The 17,714-nt window shown below is 73.1% G+C and carries 16 protein-coding genes and 1 tRNA gene; 14 read left to right on the top strand and 3 right to left on the bottom strand.

The window, feature by feature from the left end:
• The first annotated feature begins 56 nt into the window (after nucleotides 1-56).
• Together obgE and proB are read left to right on the top strand one after the other, a co-directional pair.
• The gene (obgE, locus tag ACQBJO_RS06115; protein ID WP_421006790.1) at nucleotides 57-1,565 is read left to right on the top strand and encodes a GTPase ObgE; all 1,509 of its coding nucleotides are present in this window, start codon (nucleotides 57-59) and stop codon (nucleotides 1,563-1,565) included.
• Nucleotides 1,565-2,686, top strand: coding sequence for a glutamate 5-kinase (gene proB / locus ACQBJO_RS06120; protein ID WP_255185868.1), 1,122 nt, complete (start codon nucleotides 1,565-1,567; stop codon nucleotides 2,684-2,686). Before obgE ends, proB begins: the two co-directional genes overlap by 1 nt.
• Nucleotides 2,687-2,692: 6 nt before the next feature.
• On the opposite strand, the gene pdxY is transcribed toward proB, so the two are convergent.
• Nucleotides 2,693-3,547 (bottom strand): pyridoxal kinase PdxY, encoded by an 855-nt coding sequence (gene pdxY, locus ACQBJO_RS06125; RefSeq protein ID WP_255185869.1) that lies wholly within the window; start codon nucleotides 3,545-3,547, stop codon nucleotides 2,693-2,695.
• A 38-nt stretch (nucleotides 3,548-3,585) separates the two neighbouring features.
• On the opposite strand from pdxY, the gene ACQBJO_RS06130 reads away from it, so the two are divergent.
• The 7 genes from ACQBJO_RS06130 to ACQBJO_RS06160 all read left to right on the top strand — a co-directional run bounded on the left by ACQBJO_RS06130 (nucleotide 3,586) and on the right by ACQBJO_RS06160 (nucleotide 8,593).
• Nucleotides 3,586-4,851 carry a glutamate-5-semialdehyde dehydrogenase gene (locus ACQBJO_RS06130; RefSeq protein WP_421006789.1) on the top strand — a complete coding sequence of 422 codons (1,266 nt, stop codon included), beginning with the start codon at nucleotides 3,586-3,588 and terminating at the stop codon, nucleotides 4,849-4,851.
• A 452-nt stretch (nucleotides 4,852-5,303) separates the two neighbouring features.
• The gene (locus ACQBJO_RS06135; RefSeq protein WP_255185871.1) at nucleotides 5,304-5,519 is read left to right on the top strand and encodes a hypothetical protein; all 216 of its coding nucleotides are present in this window, start codon (nucleotides 5,304-5,306) and stop codon (nucleotides 5,517-5,519) included.
• Nucleotides 5,520-5,536: 17 nt separating this feature from the next.
• Nucleotides 5,537-6,109: a nicotinate-nucleotide adenylyltransferase gene (gene nadD / locus ACQBJO_RS06140; protein ID WP_430407169.1), complete on the top strand. Its 573-nt coding sequence runs from the start codon at nucleotides 5,537-5,539 to the stop codon at nucleotides 6,107-6,109.
• A 10-nt stretch (nucleotides 6,110-6,119) separates the two neighbouring features.
• Nucleotides 6,120-6,506, top strand: coding sequence for a ribosome silencing factor (rsfS, locus tag ACQBJO_RS06145; protein ID WP_421006788.1), 387 nt, complete (start codon nucleotides 6,120-6,122; stop codon nucleotides 6,504-6,506).
• Nucleotides 6,503-7,195 (top strand): histidine phosphatase family protein, encoded by a 693-nt coding sequence (locus ACQBJO_RS06150; protein WP_421006787.1) that lies wholly within the window; start codon nucleotides 6,503-6,505, stop codon nucleotides 7,193-7,195. Before rsfS ends, ACQBJO_RS06150 begins: the two co-directional genes overlap by 4 nt.
• Nucleotides 7,196-7,275: 80 nt before the next feature.
• Nucleotides 7,276-7,348, top strand: a tRNA-Ala gene (locus tag ACQBJO_RS06155).
• A gap of 75 nt (nucleotides 7,349-7,423) precedes the next feature.
• Nucleotides 7,424-8,593 (top strand): benzoate/H(+) symporter BenE family transporter, encoded by a 1,170-nt coding sequence (locus ACQBJO_RS06160; protein ID WP_421006786.1) that lies wholly within the window; start codon nucleotides 7,424-7,426, stop codon nucleotides 8,591-8,593.
• Between the two features lie 12 nt (nucleotides 8,594-8,605).
• Here ACQBJO_RS06160 and ACQBJO_RS06165 read toward each other — a convergent pair whose 3' ends face one another.
• Nucleotides 8,606-9,448: an amidohydrolase family protein gene (locus ACQBJO_RS06165; RefSeq protein WP_421006785.1), complete on the bottom strand. Its 843-nt coding sequence runs from the start codon at nucleotides 9,446-9,448 to the stop codon at nucleotides 8,606-8,608.
• 30 nt (nucleotides 9,449-9,478) lie between these two features.
• Here ACQBJO_RS06165 and ACQBJO_RS06170 point away from each other — a divergent pair, with 30 nt between their 5' ends.
• Together ACQBJO_RS06170 and leuS are read left to right on the top strand one after the other, a co-directional pair.
• Complete coding sequence (locus tag ACQBJO_RS06170) at nucleotides 9,479-10,108, top strand: hypothetical protein (RefSeq protein ID WP_421006784.1); 630 nt, start codon at nucleotides 9,479-9,481, stop codon at nucleotides 10,106-10,108.
• Nucleotides 10,109-10,148: 40 nt separating this feature from the next.
• Nucleotides 10,149-13,058 (top strand): leucine--tRNA ligase, encoded by a 2,910-nt coding sequence (leuS, locus tag ACQBJO_RS06175; protein WP_421006783.1) that lies wholly within the window; start codon nucleotides 10,149-10,151, stop codon nucleotides 13,056-13,058.
• A gap of 13 nt (nucleotides 13,059-13,071) precedes the next feature.
• On the opposite strand, the gene ACQBJO_RS06180 is transcribed toward leuS, so the two are convergent.
• A complete protein-coding gene (locus ACQBJO_RS06180; RefSeq protein WP_421006782.1) occupies nucleotides 13,072-13,536 on the bottom strand; it encodes a carboxymuconolactone decarboxylase family protein in 465 nt (154 codons plus the stop codon).
• A gap of 34 nt (nucleotides 13,537-13,570) precedes the next feature.
• On the opposite strand from ACQBJO_RS06180, the gene ACQBJO_RS06185 reads away from it, so the two are divergent.
• The 3 genes from ACQBJO_RS06185 to ACQBJO_RS06195 all read left to right on the top strand — a co-directional run bounded on the left by ACQBJO_RS06185 (nucleotide 13,571) and on the right by ACQBJO_RS06195 (nucleotide 17,691).
• Nucleotides 13,571-14,428, top strand: coding sequence for a DegV family protein (locus tag ACQBJO_RS06185; RefSeq protein ID WP_421006781.1), 858 nt, complete (start codon nucleotides 13,571-13,573; stop codon nucleotides 14,426-14,428).
• An 87-nt stretch (nucleotides 14,429-14,515) separates the two neighbouring features.
• Nucleotides 14,516-15,295: a helix-hairpin-helix domain-containing protein gene (locus ACQBJO_RS06190; RefSeq protein WP_421006780.1), complete on the top strand. Its 780-nt coding sequence runs from the start codon at nucleotides 14,516-14,518 to the stop codon at nucleotides 15,293-15,295.
• Nucleotides 15,292-17,691 carry a ComEC/Rec2 family competence protein gene (locus ACQBJO_RS06195; protein ID WP_421006779.1) on the top strand — a complete coding sequence of 800 codons (2,400 nt, stop codon included), beginning with the start codon at nucleotides 15,292-15,294 and terminating at the stop codon, nucleotides 17,689-17,691. The genes ACQBJO_RS06190 and ACQBJO_RS06195 overlap by 4 nt, the downstream gene beginning before the upstream one ends.
• Nucleotides 17,692-17,714: the final 23 nt, after the last annotated feature.

Below are 17,714 nucleotides of genomic sequence, written 5' to 3' on the forward strand. Positions count from 1 at the left end.
GCGGGTCGAGGTGACCTGCCCCCTTCGCCGTACCAGATCGAAGGAAAGGTGAGGTCGTGACGACCTTCGTGGACAGGGTCACCCTGCACGTCGAGGCGGGCCGGGGTGGCCACGGCGTCGCGTCCGTGCACCGGGAGAAGTTCAAGCCGCTCGGCGGCCCCGACGGGGGCAACGGCGGCCACGGTGGTGACGTCGTCCTCGTCGTCGACGCGCAGGTGACGACCCTGCTCGACTACCACCGCAGCCCGCACCGCCGGGCGACCAACGGCGCGCCCGGCGCCGGCGACGAGCGCAACGGCGCCAACGGCGAGGATCTCATCCTGCCCGTGCCCGCCGGCACCGTCGTCACCAACCGCGCCGGTGACGTCCTCGCCGACCTCGTCACACCCGGCACGACCTTCGTCGCGGCCCAGGGTGGTCGTGGCGGTCTCGGCAACAAGGCGCTGGCGAGTGCGCGGCGCAAGGCGCCCGGCTTCGCCCTGCTCGGCGAGCCGGGGGAGTCGACCGACGTCGTCCTCGAGCTGAAGTCCCTCGCCGACGTCGCCCTCATCGGGTTCCCGAGCGCCGGCAAGTCCTCGCTGGTCTCCGTGCTCTCCGCGGCGCGGCCCAAGATCGCGGACTACCCCTTCACCACCCTCGTGCCCAACCTCGGCGTCGTCACCGCCGGCGACGTGCGCTACACGGTCGCCGACGTCCCGGGTCTGATCCCCGGGGCGAGCGAAGGGCGGGGCCTGGGTCTGGAGTTCCTGCGCCACGTCGAGCGCTGCTCCGTGCTCGTCCACGTCATCGACTGCGCGACGCTCGAGCCGGGCCGTGACCCGATGAGCGACCTCGACGTCATCGAGGCCGAGCTCGCGGCCTATGTCGCCGACGAGACCCTCGGCGGTCGCCCGCTGTCGGAGCGCACCCGCATCGTCGTGCTCAACAAGGCCGACGTGCCCGACGCGCTCGACCTGGCCGACATGGTCAAGGCCGACCTGGAGGAGCGCGGCCTCGAGGTCTTCATCGTCTCCGCCGTCGCCCACACCGGCCTGCGCGAGCTGACCTTCGCCATGGCCCGCCACGTCCAGGCGGCGCGCGCGGAGTCGGCCGTCGAGGTCGCCCCGCAGCGGGTCGTCCTGCGCCCCAAGGCCGTCGACGACGCCGGCTTCGTCGTGCGTCGCGAGGGCGGCTCGGAGGGCGAGGTCTTCCGCGTCCTCGGTGCCAAGGTCACCCGCTGGGTCCACCAGACCGACTTCGCCAACGACGAGGCCGTCGGCTACCTCGCCGACCGCCTCAACCGTGCGGGCGTCGAGGAGGAGCTGACCAAGGCGGGAGCCGTCGCCGGCTCGACCGTGCTCATCGGCCCCGAGGACGACGCCGTCGTCTTCGACTGGGAGCCCACCCTCGTCGGCGGTGCCGAGCTGCTCGGCGGCCGCGGCACCGACCTGCGCCTCGAGGAGAGCACTCGGCGCACGACCCAGGAGCGGCGCGAGCAGTTCCACGCCCGCAAGGACGCCCAGACCGCGGCCCGCGAGGACCTGCGCACCGAGCGCGACGCCGGGCACTGGACCGAGGACGACTGATGGGAGCCGACGCCCGGCGGGCGATCGCCCGGGCCCGGCGCATCGTCATCAAGGTCGGCTCGTCGTCGCTGACGAGCGCCGCCGGGGGAGAGCTCGACGTCGCCCGGCTCACCGCGCTGGTCAACGCGATCTCCGCCCGGCGCAGCGAGGGCACCGAGGTCGTCCTCGTCTCCTCCGGCGCCATCGCCGCCGGTATCGGCCCGCTCGGCATGGAGACGCGGCCCAGCGACCTCGCCCGCCAGCAGGCGGCCGCGAGCGTCGGGCAGGGCGTGCTGCTGTCGGCCTACGACAAGGCCTTCGGCCGGCACGGACACACCATCGGGCTCGTCCTGCTGACGGTCGACGACGTCACCCGGCGCACGAGCTACACCAATGCCAAGCGCACCTTCGACTCGCTGCTCGACCTCGGCGTGCTGCCGATCGTCAACGAAAATGACACCGTCGCCACCCACGAGGTGCGCTTCGGTGACAACGACCGGCTCGCCGCGCTCGTCGCCCAGCTCGTCGGCGCCGACGCCCTCGTGCTGCTCACCGACGTCGACGCGCTCTACACGGCCAAGCCGGGCACACCCGGGGCCGAGCGGGTCGAGCTCGTCGCCGACCCGGCGGAGCTGGAGTCGATCTCCATCGGCGGCACCGGCTCGGCCGTCGGCTCCGGCGGCATGACGACGAAGGTCGAGGCCGCGACGATCGCCGGTGCGTCCGGCATCCCGACGGTGCTCACCTCCGCCGACCAGGTCACCGAGGCGCTCGCCGGCGAGGACGTCGGCACGGCCTTCGCGCCCGCGCGACGTCGGCGGGGCTCACGCGCCCTGTGGCTCGCCCACGCGACGACCCCGCGCGGGTCGGTGCAGATCGACGAGGGCGCGGTGACCGCGCTGCGGGAGCGGGGCCGCTCGCTCCTGCCCGCCGGCATCACCGGGGTGACCGGCTCCTTCACCGACGGCGACCCGGTCGACGTCGTCGGCCCCGACGGCACCGTCATCGCGCGCGGCCTCGTCAACTACACCTCGGGTGAGCTGCCGCACCTCATGGGGCGCAGCACCAAGGACCTGGCCAAGGAGATCGGCCCGCAGTACGAGCGCGAGGTCATCCACCGTGACCACCTCGCCCTGCTCTGACCCGGGTCAGCGCACGCGGGTGACCTCGAACTGCATGCGCGGGTGGGCGTAGGCCTCCTGCGCCTGGACCAGCTGCAGCTCCCGCTTGCCGGAGTCGAGGGTGAGCTGCAGCAGGTCGAAGACCGCCGAGACGGTCGCGCCGAGGGCCTGCTGCAGGTCGCGGCTGCGCAGCCAGTGGCTCGTGAAGAGCGCGGCTGTGACGTCGCCGGAGCCGTTGGCCTTGAGCGGCAGGTGCGGGGTGCGCACGATCCACGCCTCGTCCTCGTGGCAGGCGAGCATCTCGATCGTGCCCTCGGGCCGGTCGGGGCGCAGCACCGAGGTGACGAGGATGGTGCTCGGCCCCATCGCCCGCGCGGCGTCGACGGAGGCGAGGGTCTCCTCGAGCGTCTCCGGCTCGGTCTCGGTGAGGAAGCCCAGCTCGAACTGGTTGGGCGTGATGAGGTCGGCCTGCGGGACGACCTTGTCGCGCAGCAGCACGGGAATCGACTCGTGGACGAAGCAGCCCGACTTCGCATTGCCCATGACCGGGTCGCAGGCGTAGATCGCGTCGGGGTTGGCGGCCTTGACCGCGGCGACGGCCTCGAGGATCGTCGCGCCGATGCCCTCACCGCCCTGGTAGCCGGACAGGACGGCGTCGACCTCGGCGAAGGCCTCACGCTCACCGATCCCGGTGATGACGTCGGCGACGTCGGCCGGGTCCATCAGCGGACCCCGCCACGCGCCGTAGCCGGTGTGGTTGGAGAAGTTGACCGTGTGCACCGGCCAGACCTCGACACCGAGGCGCTGCATCGGGAAGACAGAAGCGGAGTTGCCGACGTGGCCGTAGGCGACGTGGGACTGGATCGACAGAATCGTGGTCACCCCGGCATCATCGCATCGCCCGGTCGTAGCCTGTGCGCATGACGGACAGCATCGCCACGGTCACGGACCTCGCCGAGCGGGCCCGCGTCGCCTCCCGCACCCTCGCCCTGCTCACCCGCGCCGACAAGGACGCCGCCCTGCTGGCGCTCGCGGACGCCGTCGATGCCGCCACGGACGACGTCGTCGCCGCCAATGCGCAGGACCTCCAGCGCGGGCGCGAAGGGGGGATGGCCACCGGCCTCCTCGACCGCCTCGCCCTCGACGCCGAGCGCGTCGCGGCCGTCGCCGACGCCCTGCGCGACCTCGCCGGGCTGCCCGACCCCGTGGGCGAGGTCGTGCGCGGATCGACGCTCGCCAACGGCCTGCAGATCCGCCAGGTGCGGGTGCCGATGGGGGTCGTCGCCATGATCTACGAGGCCCGCCCCAATGTCACCGTCGACGCCGCCGGCCTGGGTCTGAAGTCCGGCAACGCCATGATCCTTCGCGGCGGCTCGGCCGCCGCGAGCACCAACCGTGCCCTCGTCACCGCCCTTCGCTCGGCCCTGGAGGCGCACGGCCTGCCGGCCGACGCCGTCCAGCTGCTCGAGGGCGATCACGACGCGGTCAAGGCGCTCATGACCGCCCGCGGCCTGGTCGACCTGCTCATCCCGCGCGGGGGTGCGGGCCTGATCCAGACCGTCGTCACCGAGTCGACCGTGCCCGTCATCGAGACCGGCGTGGGCAACTGCCACGTCTACGTCGACGCCGCCGCCGACCGGGACAAGGCCCTGGCGATCACGCTCAACGCCAAGACCCACCGCCCGAGCGTCTGCAATGCCGCCGAGTCGCTCCTCGTCCACCGCGCCGTCGCCGCCGACGTGCTGCCCGACGCGCTGCGCGAGCTCGCGGCAGCCGGCGTCGTGCTCCACGGCGACGAGGCGACCCGCGAACTCGCCCCCGAGGGCGTGACGGTCGAGCCGGCGACGGACGAGGACTTCGACACCGAGTACCTCGCGCTCGAGATGTCCGTCGCCGTCGTCGACGACCTCGACGCGGCGATGGAGCACGTGCGCCGCCACGGCAGCGGCCACACCGAGGCCATCGTCACCGAGGACCGGGCGGCCGCCCGGCGCTGGACCGCCGAGGTCGACGCGGCGGCGGTGCTCGTCAACGCCTCGACGCGCTTCACCGACGGCGGGGAGTTCGGCTTCGGGGCGGAGATCGGCATCTCGACGCAGAAGCTGCACGCGCGCGGCCCGATGGCGCTGCCCGAGCTGACGACGACGAAGTGGGTCGTCGAGGGCGACGGCCAGATCCGGGGCTGACCCCCCCTTCGCCCGTCCCGGACACAGCCGAGGGCCCTCCCCCCGACGCGGGGGAGGGCCCTCGACCGCTGTCCGTGTCACGCCCCGTGGGGTCCTGCGGCGACTGCAGCACAACGCGCGGCACGAGGCCGTGACGATGCGGTGACACGTGGACCAGGAGGCGCCGACGTCGCCATGGTCGCCCGAGCCCGACTCGGAGCCTCCCCCGTGCCAGACGTGCGATCGTCGTTATCCCTGTGGTCCTGCCGGCCGCCTCCCGACGGCCGCGGTGTGAGGACTGTTCTACGCCGCTGCGGCGGCCCCCGGCAACACCACAGCCCGCCCATCGGTGAGCGGACACCGCCCACACGTCTGTCCACAGGCGCAGGGCGCGTTCCTCGCTCTCACCCACAGGCCTGTGGACGGCGACGGTGGACAACCTCGGCCGAGGACGGCCGGGTAGCATGGGCCGCATGCTGAGCACCTTCGTCTCCCTCGCCGCCGAGACCGAGCACCACAACGCGCTGCCGATCCCGCCGTGGGGCTACGGCCTCTTCGCCCTGCTGATCTTCGCGATGATGCTGGCCGTCCTCTTCGCCTTCCGCCAGGCGGCGACCAAGATCCCGACCGCGGACAACACGGTCGCCCACGAGGTCCACGACGACCACGCACACGGGGACCACCACTGAGCAAGCGCCTCGGCGTGATGGGTGGGACCTTCGACCCCATCCACCACGGTCACCTCGTCGCCGCCAGCGAGGCCGCCTCGCGCTTCGGGCTCGACGAGGTCGTCTTCGTCCCCACGGGGGAGCCGTGGCAGAAGGCGGACACCCAGGTCAGCCCGGCCGAACACCGTTACCTGATGACGGTGGTCGCCACGGCGTCCAACCCGCGCTTCACCGTCAGCCGCGTCGACATCGACCGTGAGGGCCCGACCTACACGATCGACACCCTGCGCGACCTGCGCGAGCTGCGCCCCGACGACGAGCTCTTCTTCATCACCGGCGCCGACGCCCTCGCGCAGATCCTGTCGTGGAAGGACGTCGGCGAGCTGTGGGACCTCGCCCACTTCATCGGCGTCACCCGCCCCGGCTACCACCTCAGCGAGACGGGGCTGCCCGAGGACCGGGTGACCCTCCAGGAGGTGCCCGCCATGGCGATCTCCTCCACCGACTGCCGACAGCGCGTCGCCGCCGGCGAACCCGTCTGGTACCTCGTGCCCGACGGCGTCGTGCAGTACATCAACAAGTACGAGCTCTACACCGACGACCGGGAGTGACCGACACACCGTGGTAGCCACCCAGCAGGCCATCGACAACGCGACCATCGCCGCCCGCGCGGCGGCCGACAAGCTCGCGACGACCATCACCGGGCTCGACGTGTCCGGGCAGATGCCGCTCACCGACATCTTCCTCATCGTCTCCGCCGACAACGAGCGTCAGGTGCAGGCCATCGTCGACGCCGTCGAGGAGGCCATGCGCGAGGAGGCCCAGATCAAGCCGCTGCGCCGTGAGGGCAACGGCCCCGGCCGGTGGGTCCTCATCGACTTCGGCGACGTCGTCGTGCACGCGCAGCACGACGAGGAAAAGGACTTCTACGACCTCGAGCGCCTCTGGCGCGACTGCCCGCACCTCGACCTCGGTGTCGTGGGCTCGCAGCAGTCGGACGAGCGGTGAGCGAGGCGACCCGACGCCACGTCGCCGAGACCGACGGCGGGTCGAAGGGGGAGCCCCGTCGCCTCGTCGTGCTGCGCCACGGCCAGACCGTCTCCAACCTCAAGGGCATCTGGCAGGGGCACCTCGACCACGAGCTGACCGACCTGGGTCGGGAGCAGGCCGCGGCTGCGGCCCGGGCGATCGCCGCCCTTCGTCCCTCGCGGATCGTGTCCTCCGACCTCTCCCGCGCCCACGACACGGCACGGGCCGTCGCCGCCGCGAGCGGTGACCTCGACGTGGCCGTCGACGAGCGCTGGCGCGAGATCCACGCCGGGGCCTGGCAGGGCCTGACGGCCGCCGAGGTGGGCGAGCAGTACCCGCTCGACGCCGAGCGGCTCGTGAGCGGCGAGGACTTCAAGCGGGGCGGCCACGGCGAGTCGCTCGCCGAGCTCGCCCAGCGCGTGCGCCCGGCCATCGACGAGCTCGTCGACGGCATGGACCCGGGTGAGACCGTCGTCGTCGCGACCCACGGCGTGACCGGCCGCACCGTCGTCGCCGAGCTCGTCGGCCTCGAGCAGGAGACGGCCTGGCGGGTGCTCGGCGGCTTCGGCAACTGCCACTGGGCGGTCGTCGAGCAGGGCCGGACGCCGATGAGGGGCCGTCGCGGCTGGCGGATCACCCAGTGGAATGCCTCTGCCGAGGGCCTGTGAGCCGCTCGCGGAGCCCGATTTGGAAAAGCGGGGGTGCGTAGGGTTAAACTCTCGCAGTCCCCTTCGGGGGAAACCCACTCGGGGCTGTAGCGCAGTTGGTAGCGCACCTCCATGGCATGGAGGGGGTCAGGGGTTCGAATCCCCTCAGCTCCACCCGGGAGCCAGAAGGCCCGGATCGCATCGCGGTCCGGGCCTTCTGCATGTCACGGCACCCTCTAGCGTGTGCGCATGCCGATCGAGACGAGCCGCCCGGTCGCGGCCGGTGTCGTCACGGCGCTCGTCGGCTTCACGAGCGCCTTCGTCGTCGTCCTGCAGGGACTGACCGCCGTCGGGGCGACCCACGCCCAGGCCGCCAGCGGGCTGCTGGCCGTGACGATCCTCATGGGCCTGAGCTCGATCGTCCTCTCCCTGACGACCCGACTGCCGATCACCGTGGCGTGGTCCACGCCCGGTGCTGCGCTGCTCGCCTCCACGGGGACGGTCGACGGGGGCTGGCCGGCGGCGGTCGGTGCCTTCGTCGTCACCGGTGTCCTCGTCCTCGCGACGGGACTCGTGCCGGCCCTCGGGTCGCTCATCACCCGGATCCCCGCCTCGGTGGCTCAGGCGATGCTCGCCGGCATCGTCATGCAGCTGTGCCTCGGGCCGGTGACGGGCATGGCGGCCAACCCGTGGGCGGTGGGGCCGGTGGTCATCGTGTGGGTGCTCGCCCTGCGGCTGGCGCCGCGGTGGGCCTCGCCGCTCGCCTTCGTCGCGGCGGCGGTCGTCATCGCCGTCCATCTCGCCCGCTCCGGCGCGCCCGTCGACACCGCCTCCCTCGTGCCCCGGCTCGAGCTCACCGCCCCGACTCTCACCCTCGGCGGGCTCGTCGGGATCGCCCTGCCTCTCTATCTCGTGACCATGGCCTCGCAGAACGTGCCGGGCGTCGCGGTGATGCGCGGCTTCGGCTACGAGGTGCCGTGGCGACGCTCGATGCTCGTCACGGGTGCGGGGACGGTCCTCGGGGCGCCCGCCGGCGGGCACGCGATCAACCTCGCGGCGATCAGCGCCGCCCTCGCCGCCGGTCCCGATGCCGGGGAGGACCGCTCCCGCCGCTGGATCGCGAGCGTGACCTCCGGCATCGTCCTCGTGCCGATCGGCATCGCCTCCGCAGCCTTCGCCACCCTCGTCTCGCTCGCGCCCGAAGGGGTGGTGGCGGCCGTGGCGGGGCTGGCGCTCATAGGCACGCTCGCGACCTCCCTTCGCTCCGCGCTGGCGGAGCCGGGCGAGCAGGTGCCGGCGGTCGTCACCTTCGCCGTCGCGGCGTCGGGCACCGCCGTCGCCGGGGTCAGCGCGGCCTTCTGGGCCCTCGTGGCCGGGCTCGTGCTGCGGGCGGTGCTGCACCGGCCGACGACGGCCTGAGCCGCCCCGACGTCACTCCCCGAGAAGCCGGGCAGCGTTGTCGTGCAGCACTGCCCGCGTCCAGTCGTCGCCGAGACCGAGGTCGGCGACAGCCTGCACGGCGTGCTCGTAGGAGTAGGGGATGTTGGGGAAGTCGCTGCCGAAGAGCACCCGGTCGCCGAGCTCGGCGAGGTCCTCGAGCCGGTCGGTGGGGAAGGGCGCGAGGGCCTCGGTGAAGTCGGTGAAGGCCATCGTCGTGTCGAGGTGCACGTCGGGGTGCGCGCGGGCGATGTCGAGGAAGTCGCCGTAGTCGGGCATCCCCATGTGCGCGATGACGAGGACGAGGCGCGGGTGCCGCTCGAGCAGGTCGCGCACGGCGGCCGGTCCGGTGAAGCGCCCCGGGGCCGGGCCGTTGCCGGCGTGCATGACGATGGGCGTGCGCGAGCGCTCGAGCACCGGCCAGACCTCGTCCAGACGTGGGTCGTCGAGCGGGTAGTCGCCGACCTGGACGTGCACCTTGACGATGCGGGCCCCGGCCTCGATCGCCGCCTGCGTGTACTCCGCCGCACCCGGCTCCGGGTAGAAGGTCGCCGAGTGGATCGCCTCGGGCACCCGCGCGGCGAAGTCTGTGGACCAGTCGTTGAGCCACTGCGCCATACCGGGACGGTGGGCGTAGTTGAGCGAGGGGAAGGCCCGCACACCGAGCGCTCGCAGGGTGGCCAGGCGCTCCCCTTCGTCCGTGCGATAGGTGATCGGCCACGGCCGGCCGGTGAGCGGACCGGCGGAGTCGAAGTAGGCCCACACCTTGTCGAGGACCCGCTGCGGCATGAAGTGGGTGTGGATGTCGATGATGGGCGCGTGGTGCAAGGGCTCCATGACGGCACCCTAGGCCGGTAGGTTCGGGCGATGACTTCGACCCTGCTCGAGGTGGTCGGCTGGGTGGGCTCCGCGGTCCTCGTGGTGTCCCTGCTGCAGACCAACCTGCACCGGCTGCGGTGGATCAACCTCCTTGGCTGCCTCGTCCTGATCGGTTACAACGGCGCGGTCGGGGTGTGGCCGATGGTCGGGCTCAACGTCGTGCTCGCGGCGATCAACGTCTGGTACCTCGTGCGGGCGCACCGCGACCGCCACGACGGGCGCGCCTACGAGGTCCTCGAGGTGGCCGCCGACGACACCTACCTGAGGCACGTCCTGCGGGTGCACGCGGCCGACATCGAGCGTTGGCAGCCGGGCTTCGTCCACGACCCGAGCGCCGACGACGACTGCTACCTCGTGCTCACCGGCGACGAGACCGTGGGGGTGGTCGTCGTGCGACCCGGGGCGAAGGGGGAGGCCCGGATCGTCCTGGACCACGTCACCGCCCGCTACCGCGACCGCACGCCGGGGGAGTTCGTCTTCGGGCAGGAGGGTCCCTTCCGCCGGCGGGGCTACACGCGGGTGCGCACCCCGTCGGGCATGCGCAATCCCTACTACGCCCGCCTCGGCTTCGTGCCGGACGGTGACCACTTCGTCCTCGACCTCCCGGGGGACACGTAGGCTTGGCGCGCACACGTCGACCCCGGGAGAAGCACCACAGATGAGCGAGACGCCCTACCGCTACACCGCGGAGATGGCCGGTCGGATCGAGACCGGCTGGCAGGACCGCTGGGAGGAGCTCGGGACCTTCCGCGCGCCCAACCCCGCCGGCCCGTGGGCCGAGCCGGAGCGCGTGCGCGAGCACGACGGCCACATGCTCGTCCTCGACATGTTCCCCTACCCCTCGGGCGCCGGCCTGCACGTCGGTCACCCGCTGGGCTACATCGCGACCGACGTCTACGCCCGCTACCAGCGGATGCTCGGCAAGAACGTGCTGCACTGCCTCGGCTACGACGCCTTCGGCCTGCCCGCGGAGCAGTTCGCCGTGCAGACCGGTCAGCACCCGCGGGTGACGACCGAGGCCAACATGGCGACGATGAAGCGGCAGCTGCGCCGCCTCGGCCTCGGCCACGACGACCGGCGCGCCTTCGCGACGATCGACCCCGACTACTACCGCTGGACGCAGTGGATCTTCAGCCAGATCTTCAACGCCTGGTACGACGAGGAGGCCGTGCGGCCCGACGGCGGTCTCGGCCGGGCCCGGCCCATCGCGGAGCTCGTCGCCGCCTTCGAGTCCGGTGAGCGCCCCCTGCCGAAGGGGGAGACCCGCACCTGGTCGCAGCTGTCGGCCAAGGAGCGCTCCGACGTCCTCGACGAGTACCGCCTCGTCTACACCAGCCACGCCCCGGTCAACTGGGCGCCCGGCCTGGGCACCGTCCTGGCCAACGAGGAGGTCACGGCCGACGGTCGCTCCGAGCGCGGCAACTACCCGGTCTTCAAGGCCAACCTGCGCCAGTGGATGATGCGCATCACCGCCTATGCCGACCGCCTGGCCGACGACCTCGACCGCGTCGACTGGCCGGACAAGGTCAAGGCCATGCAGCGCAACTGGATCGGTCGCAGCGAGGGCGCGCAGGTGACCTTCACCGCGACCGCCGCCGACGGGTCCGAGCACCCGATCGACGTCTTCACCACGCGCCCCGACACCCTCTTCGGCGCGACCTTCATGGTCCTCGCGCCCGAGCACCCGCTCGTCGACGCGCTCGTCCCGCAGGGCGGCTGGCCCGAGGGCACCCTCGATGCCTGGACCGGTGGCGCGGACACCCCCTTCGCCGCCGTGTCGGCCTACCGCGACGCGGCCGGCCGCAAGAGCGACGTCGAGCGCCAGATCGAGAGCAAGGACAAGACCGGTGTCTTCACCGGCGGCTGGGCGACCAACCCGGTCAACGGTGCCCGCATCCCGGTCTTCGTCGCCGACTACGTCCTCATGGGCTACGGCACCGGCGCGATCATGGCCGTGCCGGCGCACGACGAGCGCGACTTCGCCTATGCCACGGCCTTCGACCTGCCGATCCAGCACGTCGTCGCGCCCCGTGACGGGGAGATCGACACCTCCGCCCCCTTCGTCGGGGACGGCGTCGCGACCGCCTCGGCCAACGACGACGTGAGCCTCGACGGGCTGGGCGTCACCGAGGCCAAGGCCGCGATCACCGGCTGGCTCGAGGAGCAGGGCGTGGGCCGCGGCACGGTCAACTACAAGCTGCGCGACTGGCTCTTCTCCCGGCAGCGCTACTGGGGCGAGCCCTTCCCGATCGTCTTCGACGAGGACGGCGTCGCGCACGCGGTGCCCGACTCGATGCTGCCCGTCGAGCTGCCCGAGGTCGACGACTACAGCCCGCGCACCTTCGACCCCGACGACGCGAGCAGCGAGCCGGAGCCGCCGCTGGGCCGCGCCACCGACTGGGTCGAGGTCGAGCTCGACCTCGGCGACGGGCCGAAGACCTACCGCCGCGAGACCAACACGATGCCCAACTGGGCCGGCTCGTGCTGGTACTACCTGCGCTACCTCGACCCGGCCAACGCCGAGGCGCTCGTCGACCCGGCCAACGAGGCCTACTGGGTCGGCCCGCGCGACGAGCCGGTGCCCGGCGCCCCCGCCGGCACCCGTGACCCGGGCGGCGTCGACCTCTACATCGGTGGTGTCGAGCACGCCGTGCTCCACCTGCTCTACGCCCGCTTCTGGCACAAGGTGCTCTTCGACCTCGGCCACGTGAGCAGCGAGGAGCCCTTCCGCAAGTACTTCTCCCAGGGCTACATCCAGGCGCACGCCTACCGCGACCACCGGGGCCAGCCGGTGCCGGCCGCCGAGGTCGAGGAGCGCCAGAGCGAGGACGGCTCGACGAGCTTCACCTGGCAGGGCGAGCCGGTCACCCAGGAGTACGGCAAGATCGGCAAGTCGCTGAAGAATGCCGTCAGCCCCGACGAGATGTACGAGCAGTTCGGCGCCGACACCTTCCGCGTCTACGAGATGTCGCTCGGTCCGCTCGAGCAGTCCAAGCCGTGGGAGACCCGCGCCGTCGTCGGCAGCCAGCGCTTCCTGCAGCGCCTGTGGCGCAATGTCGTCGACGAGGAGACCGGCGAGCTGCGGGTCACCGACGACGCCCTCGATACCGACACCGAGCGGCTGCTGCACCAGACGATCGCGGCGGTGAGCGAGGACTACGGCTCGCTCGGCTTCAACACCGCGATCGCCCGGCTCATCGAGCTCAACAACGCGCTCACCAAGCTCGACGCGGTGCCGCGCGCGGCGATCGAGCCGCTGGTGCTCATGGTCGCCCCCGTGGCCCCGCACCTCGCCGAGGAGCTGTGGTCGCGTCTGGGGCACCCCCAGTCGCTGGCGCACGAGGACTTCCCCGTCGCCGACGAGAGCAAGATGGTCGAGGCGAGCGTCACCTGCGTCATCCAGATCAAGGGCAAGGTCCGCGACCGCGTCGAGGTCCCGGCCGACATCGGTGAGGACGAGCTGCGTGAGCTCGCCCTCGGCCGCGACAAGGTCAGGGCGGCGACGGAGGGCGGCATCCGCACGGTCATCGTCCGGGCGCCCAAGCTCGTCAACGTCGTGCCGGTCTAGCTCCTGACGCCCGCTACCTGACGCGCACCGGGTGCTCGGAGAGGATCGACACCCGGTTGAAGGCATTCATCGTCACCGCGGCCCACTCGACCGCGGCGAAGGTCTCGTCGCCCAGCAGCGACCGGGCGGTGCTGAGGGCCTCGCCGCGCACCTGCGGGTCGGGCAGGGTCGTCGTCGCCTCGGCGACGTCGAGGACGGCGCACTCGACGGGGTCGAAGAGCGTCGAGTCGCGCCACGCGGGCAGCTGCGCGAGCTTTTGCACCGTGACCCCGGCCTCGGTCGCCTGCCGGGTGTGCAAGTCGAGGCAGAAGGAGCAGCCGTTGAGCTGCGAGATGCGCACGTTCATCAGCTCGACGGTCTCGCGCTCGAGGCCGGCAGCCTCGGCCGCGGCGGAGACCTTGAGGGCGAGGGCGTTGAGGGCCTTCCACGCCTCGGGCAGGGACGTGTCGAGGTAGGGCAGTCGGTCGGTGTCGGCCATGACCACAGGCTAGGGCTCTCGGTAGTCTCGGCCCGTGAGTACCGCCGTCATCACCGACTCGACCGCCACGCTGCCCGCGGCGGTCGTCGCCGAGCACGGCATCAGGGTCGTGCCGCTGCAGCTGGTCATCGACGGCGGGGAGCGGATCGAGGGAGACGGGGTCGATGCCTCGGTCGTCATCGAGGCGCTGCGTCGCAAGGCGGAGATCAACACCTCGCGGCCGGCTCCGGCGACCTTCCTGCGGGCCTACGAGCAGGCGGCGAAGGGGGGCGCCACCGAGATCGTCTCTATCCACATCAGCGGTGGGCTGTCGGGGACGGTCGAGGCGGCGCGGGCCGCTGCCGACGAGGCGCCGGTGCCCGTGTGGGTCGTCGACTCGCGGCTCGTGGGCATGGGCCTGGGCTTCGCCGTCATCGCCGCCGCGCGGGACGCGGCCGCGGGCCGGTCGGTCGACGAGGTCGTCGAGCGGGTCGAGCGCCGGTGCGGCGGCTCGAGCGTGCGGCTCGTCGTGCACTCCCTCGAGCGGCTGCACCGCGGGGGACGGATCGGGGGCGCGCGGGCGCTGCTCGGCTCGGCCCTGGCGATCAAGCCCGTGCTGCACATGGTCGACGGCCACGTCGAGCCCCTCGAGCGGGTGCGCACGGCCGGGCGGGCGATCGCCCGCCTGCAGGAGCTGACCGTCGCCGAGTGCGAGGCGTTGCCCGAGTGGGCCGACGGGGTCGAGGTCGGTGTGCACCACGTCGACGCGGCCACGCGGGCCGAGCCCCTCGCCGCCGCCCTCTCCGAGCGCATCGCCGGCCCGGTGGAGCTGTCGCCGATGAGCGCCGTCATCGGCGCGCACGTCGGTCTCGGCACGATCGGCGTCGTCGTCAGCCCGCGTCCGCGCGACTGATCCACAAGCCCCCGGGGCGAAGGGGGCCGGTCCACAGGTCCGCTCGAGTGCGGCTGGTGACGGCGGGTGCTGCCTAGCGTCGGGAGCATGAGCCGACGCACCTCCGAGCCCTCCGAGCGGGTCGCCGAGATCCTCGACGAGTCGCGTGACCCGCGACCGCTCGAGCTGCCGTCCACCCTCGCCGGCGGGCGCTACGGCGTGAGTCGACAGGCGATCGTCGGGGTCGCGCTCGTCGTCGCCGTGGCGGTGGCCATGCTCGCCGGGCGCACCGTGCTCGCCCGGCAGGACGCCGCACCTCAGCCCGTCACGACGAGCCCGGCAGGGGCGGTAGCGGCGAGCGGGGAACCGGACGGCGAGCCGACGACGGCACCAGCCGGGGCGTCGGCGACCCCGGGTGCGGCGCCGACGACGGCGGGGGTCACCGTCCACGTCGTCGGTCAGGTGCGCCGGCCGGGCATGGTCACCCTCGACGCCGGAGCGCGGGTCGCCGATGCGATCGAGGAGGTCGGCGGGGCGACCCGTCGGGCCGACCTCGACGGCGTCAACCTCGCGCGGCTGCTCGTCGACGGCGAGCAGGTCGTCGTGCCCAAGCCGGGGGAGACACCACCCGCGGGAGCGCCATCCGCCGCGGGCACACCCGGAGGCGCACCTGCCGGGGCCGCGCCCGCCGCCGGGGCCCCGGTCAACCTCAACACCGCCGACCTCGCGACCCTCGAGACCCTGCCCGGCGTCGGTCCGGTGCTCGCCCAGCGGATCCTCGACTGGCGGACCGAGCACGGGAGCTTCACGGCGGTCGAGGAGCTCGGCGAGGTGAGCGGCATCGGCGACAAGATCTATGCCCAGCTGGCACCCGAGGTCACGGTGTGAGCCGCGAGGAGCAGCCGACCCCGGCGGCCCTCGACCTGCGTCTGCTGCTGCCCTGTCTCACCGCGTGGGGGATCGGGGCGTGGGCCCTGTCGTGGCCGGGCGGGCTGCGCGCCCGGGTGGCCGTGGGCGCGGTCGTCGGGGTCGTTGCCCTCGTCGGGGCCGGGGTGCGCTACCGCGGCCGGCACGCCCGCGCCTCGCTGCGGCGCGACGGACCGGGCGTCCTCGCGCTCACGCTCCTCGCGACCGTGCTCGTCCTCGGGTCCTCGGCGGCCCACGAGACGACCCGGCGCACCGGACCGGTCGACGACCTCGCGCAGGAGCGGGCGATGGTGCGGGCCGAGGGCGTCGTCCTCACCGAGCCGATCGTGCGGGCCGGCCGTGGCTCGGGCGACGAGGGCGGCGACGTGCCCGAGCAGGTGCTGCTGCGGGTCCGGCTGGAGTCGGTGACCGCGCGGGGGACGACGACGCGGGTGAGCGCGCCCGTCTACGTGCGGGCCGCGGACGCGTGGGCGCAGGTCGGCTGGCACGACCGGATCCGCCTGTCGGGCAAGCTCGCTCCGGCAGAACCTGCCGACCCGGAGGTCGCCCTCCTCAGCCCGCGCGGACCACCCGAGGCGGTCGGCGACCGCTCGCCCGTGCGGCGGGCCGCGGAGCACCTGCGTGACGGCCTGCGGCAGGCCGTCGACCCACTGCCCGGCGACGCCCGCGGACTGCTGCCCGCGCTCGTCATCGGTGACACCTCGATGACGCCGCAGGAGCTCACCGACGACATGCTCGTCACCGGTATGTCGCACCTGTCGGCGGTGAGCGGGTCCAACGTCGCGGTCGTCCTCGCGGCCCTCGTCGGGGTGGGTCGACTGCTCGGCCTGCCGCGCCGCTGGCGACCCTGGGTCGCGGGGGTCGGGCTGGCCTTCTTCGTCGTGCTCGCCCGGCCCGAGCCGAGCGTCATCCGGGCGGCGACGATGGGGGCGATCGGGCTGCTCGGCATGAGCACCGACCGGCGCGGCGCGGGCACCCCCGCGCTGTGCTGCGCGGTCCTCGCGCTGCTCGCGCTCGACCCATGGCTCGCACGCTCCTACGGCTTCGTCCTGTCGACCCTCGCGACGCTGGGGCTGCTGCTCTTCGTCCGGCCGTGGTCGGCCGCGATCAACGCTCACCTCCCGCGTCGTCTCCACCTCGTCGGCCCGGCCGTGGCGATCCCCGTCGCGGCGCAGCTCGTCTGCGGACCGGTCGTCGTCCTGCTGCAGGGCAACGTGAGCCTCGTGGCCGTCGTCGCCAACCTCGTGGCGGCCCCCTTCGTCGCACCGGCCACGGTCCTGGGCGTCACCGCCGCCCTCGTGGCCGTCGTCAGCGGGGGACTGGCGGGACTCGTCGCCTGGTGCGGCGCCCCCTTCGCCCTGGCCATCGCGTGGACCGCCCGGGTGAGCGCCGACGTCCCCGGTGGGGCGATGCCGTGGCCCGATGGTCCGCCCGGCGCGGTCCTGCTCACGCTCGTCACGGGGGTGGTCGTCCTCGGTGGGCCCTGGACGATCCGGCGCTCGCGGGGGAGCCCGCTCGTGGCGATCGCCCTCGTCGTCGTGGTCGCCGTCGGTGCGGTGCCCTCCCGCAGTCTCGCCTGGCCGCCGCCGGGGTGGCGGCTCGTCGCCTGCGACGTCGGGCAGGGGGACGGGCTCGTCCTCGCCTCGGGGCCCGGGCGGGCGGTGGTCGTCGACGTCGGGCCCGAGGGCGGCGGCATCGACGGCTGTCTGCGCCGGCTCGGTGTGCGCACGCTCGACGCGGTGGTGCTCACCCACTTCCACGACGACCACGTCGGCGACCTCGCCGCCGCGATGGACGGGCGCGCGGTCGGGCAGGTGCTCGTCTCGCCGGTGGAGGACCCGGCCTGGGCCGTGCGGCAGGTGCGCCAGATCGCCGACCGGCACGGGGTGCCGGTGCGCACCCTGCGCGCTGGCGAGAGCTGGCAGCTCGGCGATGTCGCGGCCGAGACGTGGTGGCCGGACCGGCCGGTCGCCGGAGGGTCCGCGGCCAACAACGGCAGCATCGTGCTCCACGTGCGTGTCGGTGACGTCAGTGCCCTGCTGCTCGGCGACATCGAGCGCGAGGCCGGCGGCGCGATCCGGCTCGCGCTGCGTCGCGACCCGCGGATGAGTGCCGCTGCAGGGGACCTCGACGTGCTCAAGATGCCGCACCACGGGTCGAGCAATGTCGACGAGGGGCTCATGGCTGCGGTGGTCGCACCCGTCGCGATCATCAGCGTGGGCGCCGACAACACCTACGGCCACCCCACGCCGACGGCCCTGGCCTGGGCCGCTCGCCACGGGTCGCGTGTGCTGCGGACGGACCGGGACGGCGACGTCGCCGTGCTCGACGGGCCGGCGGTCGTCACGTCCGGATGAGGGCGGATGAAGGGACCCTCATC

This window comes from Janibacter zhangyanbonis, assembly GCF_050507325.1.
GTDB lineage: Bacteria > Actinomycetota > Actinomycetes > Actinomycetales > Dermatophilaceae > Janibacter.

Bases quoted from the DNA above. Each gene is read 5' to 3' on its own strand.
- ACQBJO_RS06190 (WP_421006780.1), top strand. From the start codon at position 14,516: ATGAGCCGACGCACCTCCGAGCCCTCCGAGCGGGTCGCCGAGATCCTC.
- ACQBJO_RS06130 (WP_421006789.1), top strand. From the start codon at position 3,586: ATGACGGACAGCATCGCCACGGTCACGGACCTCGCCGAGCGGGCCCGC.
- proB (WP_255185868.1), top strand. From the start codon at position 1,565: ATGGGAGCCGACGCCCGGCGGGCGATCGCCCGGGCCCGGCGCATCGTC.
- ACQBJO_RS06135 (WP_255185871.1), top strand. From the start codon at position 5,304: ATGCTGAGCACCTTCGTCTCCCTCGCCGCCGAGACCGAGCACCACAAC.
- nadD (WP_430407169.1), top strand. From the start codon at position 5,537: ATGGGTGGGACCTTCGACCCCATCCACCACGGTCACCTCGTCGCCGCC.
- leuS (WP_421006783.1), top strand. From the start codon at position 10,149: ATGAGCGAGACGCCCTACCGCTACACCGCGGAGATGGCCGGTCGGATC.
- ACQBJO_RS06170 (WP_421006784.1), top strand. From the start codon at position 9,479: ATGACTTCGACCCTGCTCGAGGTGGTCGGCTGGGTGGGCTCCGCGGTC.
- ACQBJO_RS06180 (WP_421006782.1), bottom strand. From the start codon at position 13,536: ATGGCCGACACCGACCGACTGCCCTACCTCGACACGTCCCTGCCCGAG.
- ACQBJO_RS06165 (WP_421006785.1), bottom strand. From the start codon at position 9,448: ATGGAGCCCTTGCACCACGCGCCCATCATCGACATCCACACCCACTTC.
- ACQBJO_RS06160 (WP_421006786.1), top strand. From the start codon at position 7,424: ATGCCGATCGAGACGAGCCGCCCGGTCGCGGCCGGTGTCGTCACGGCG.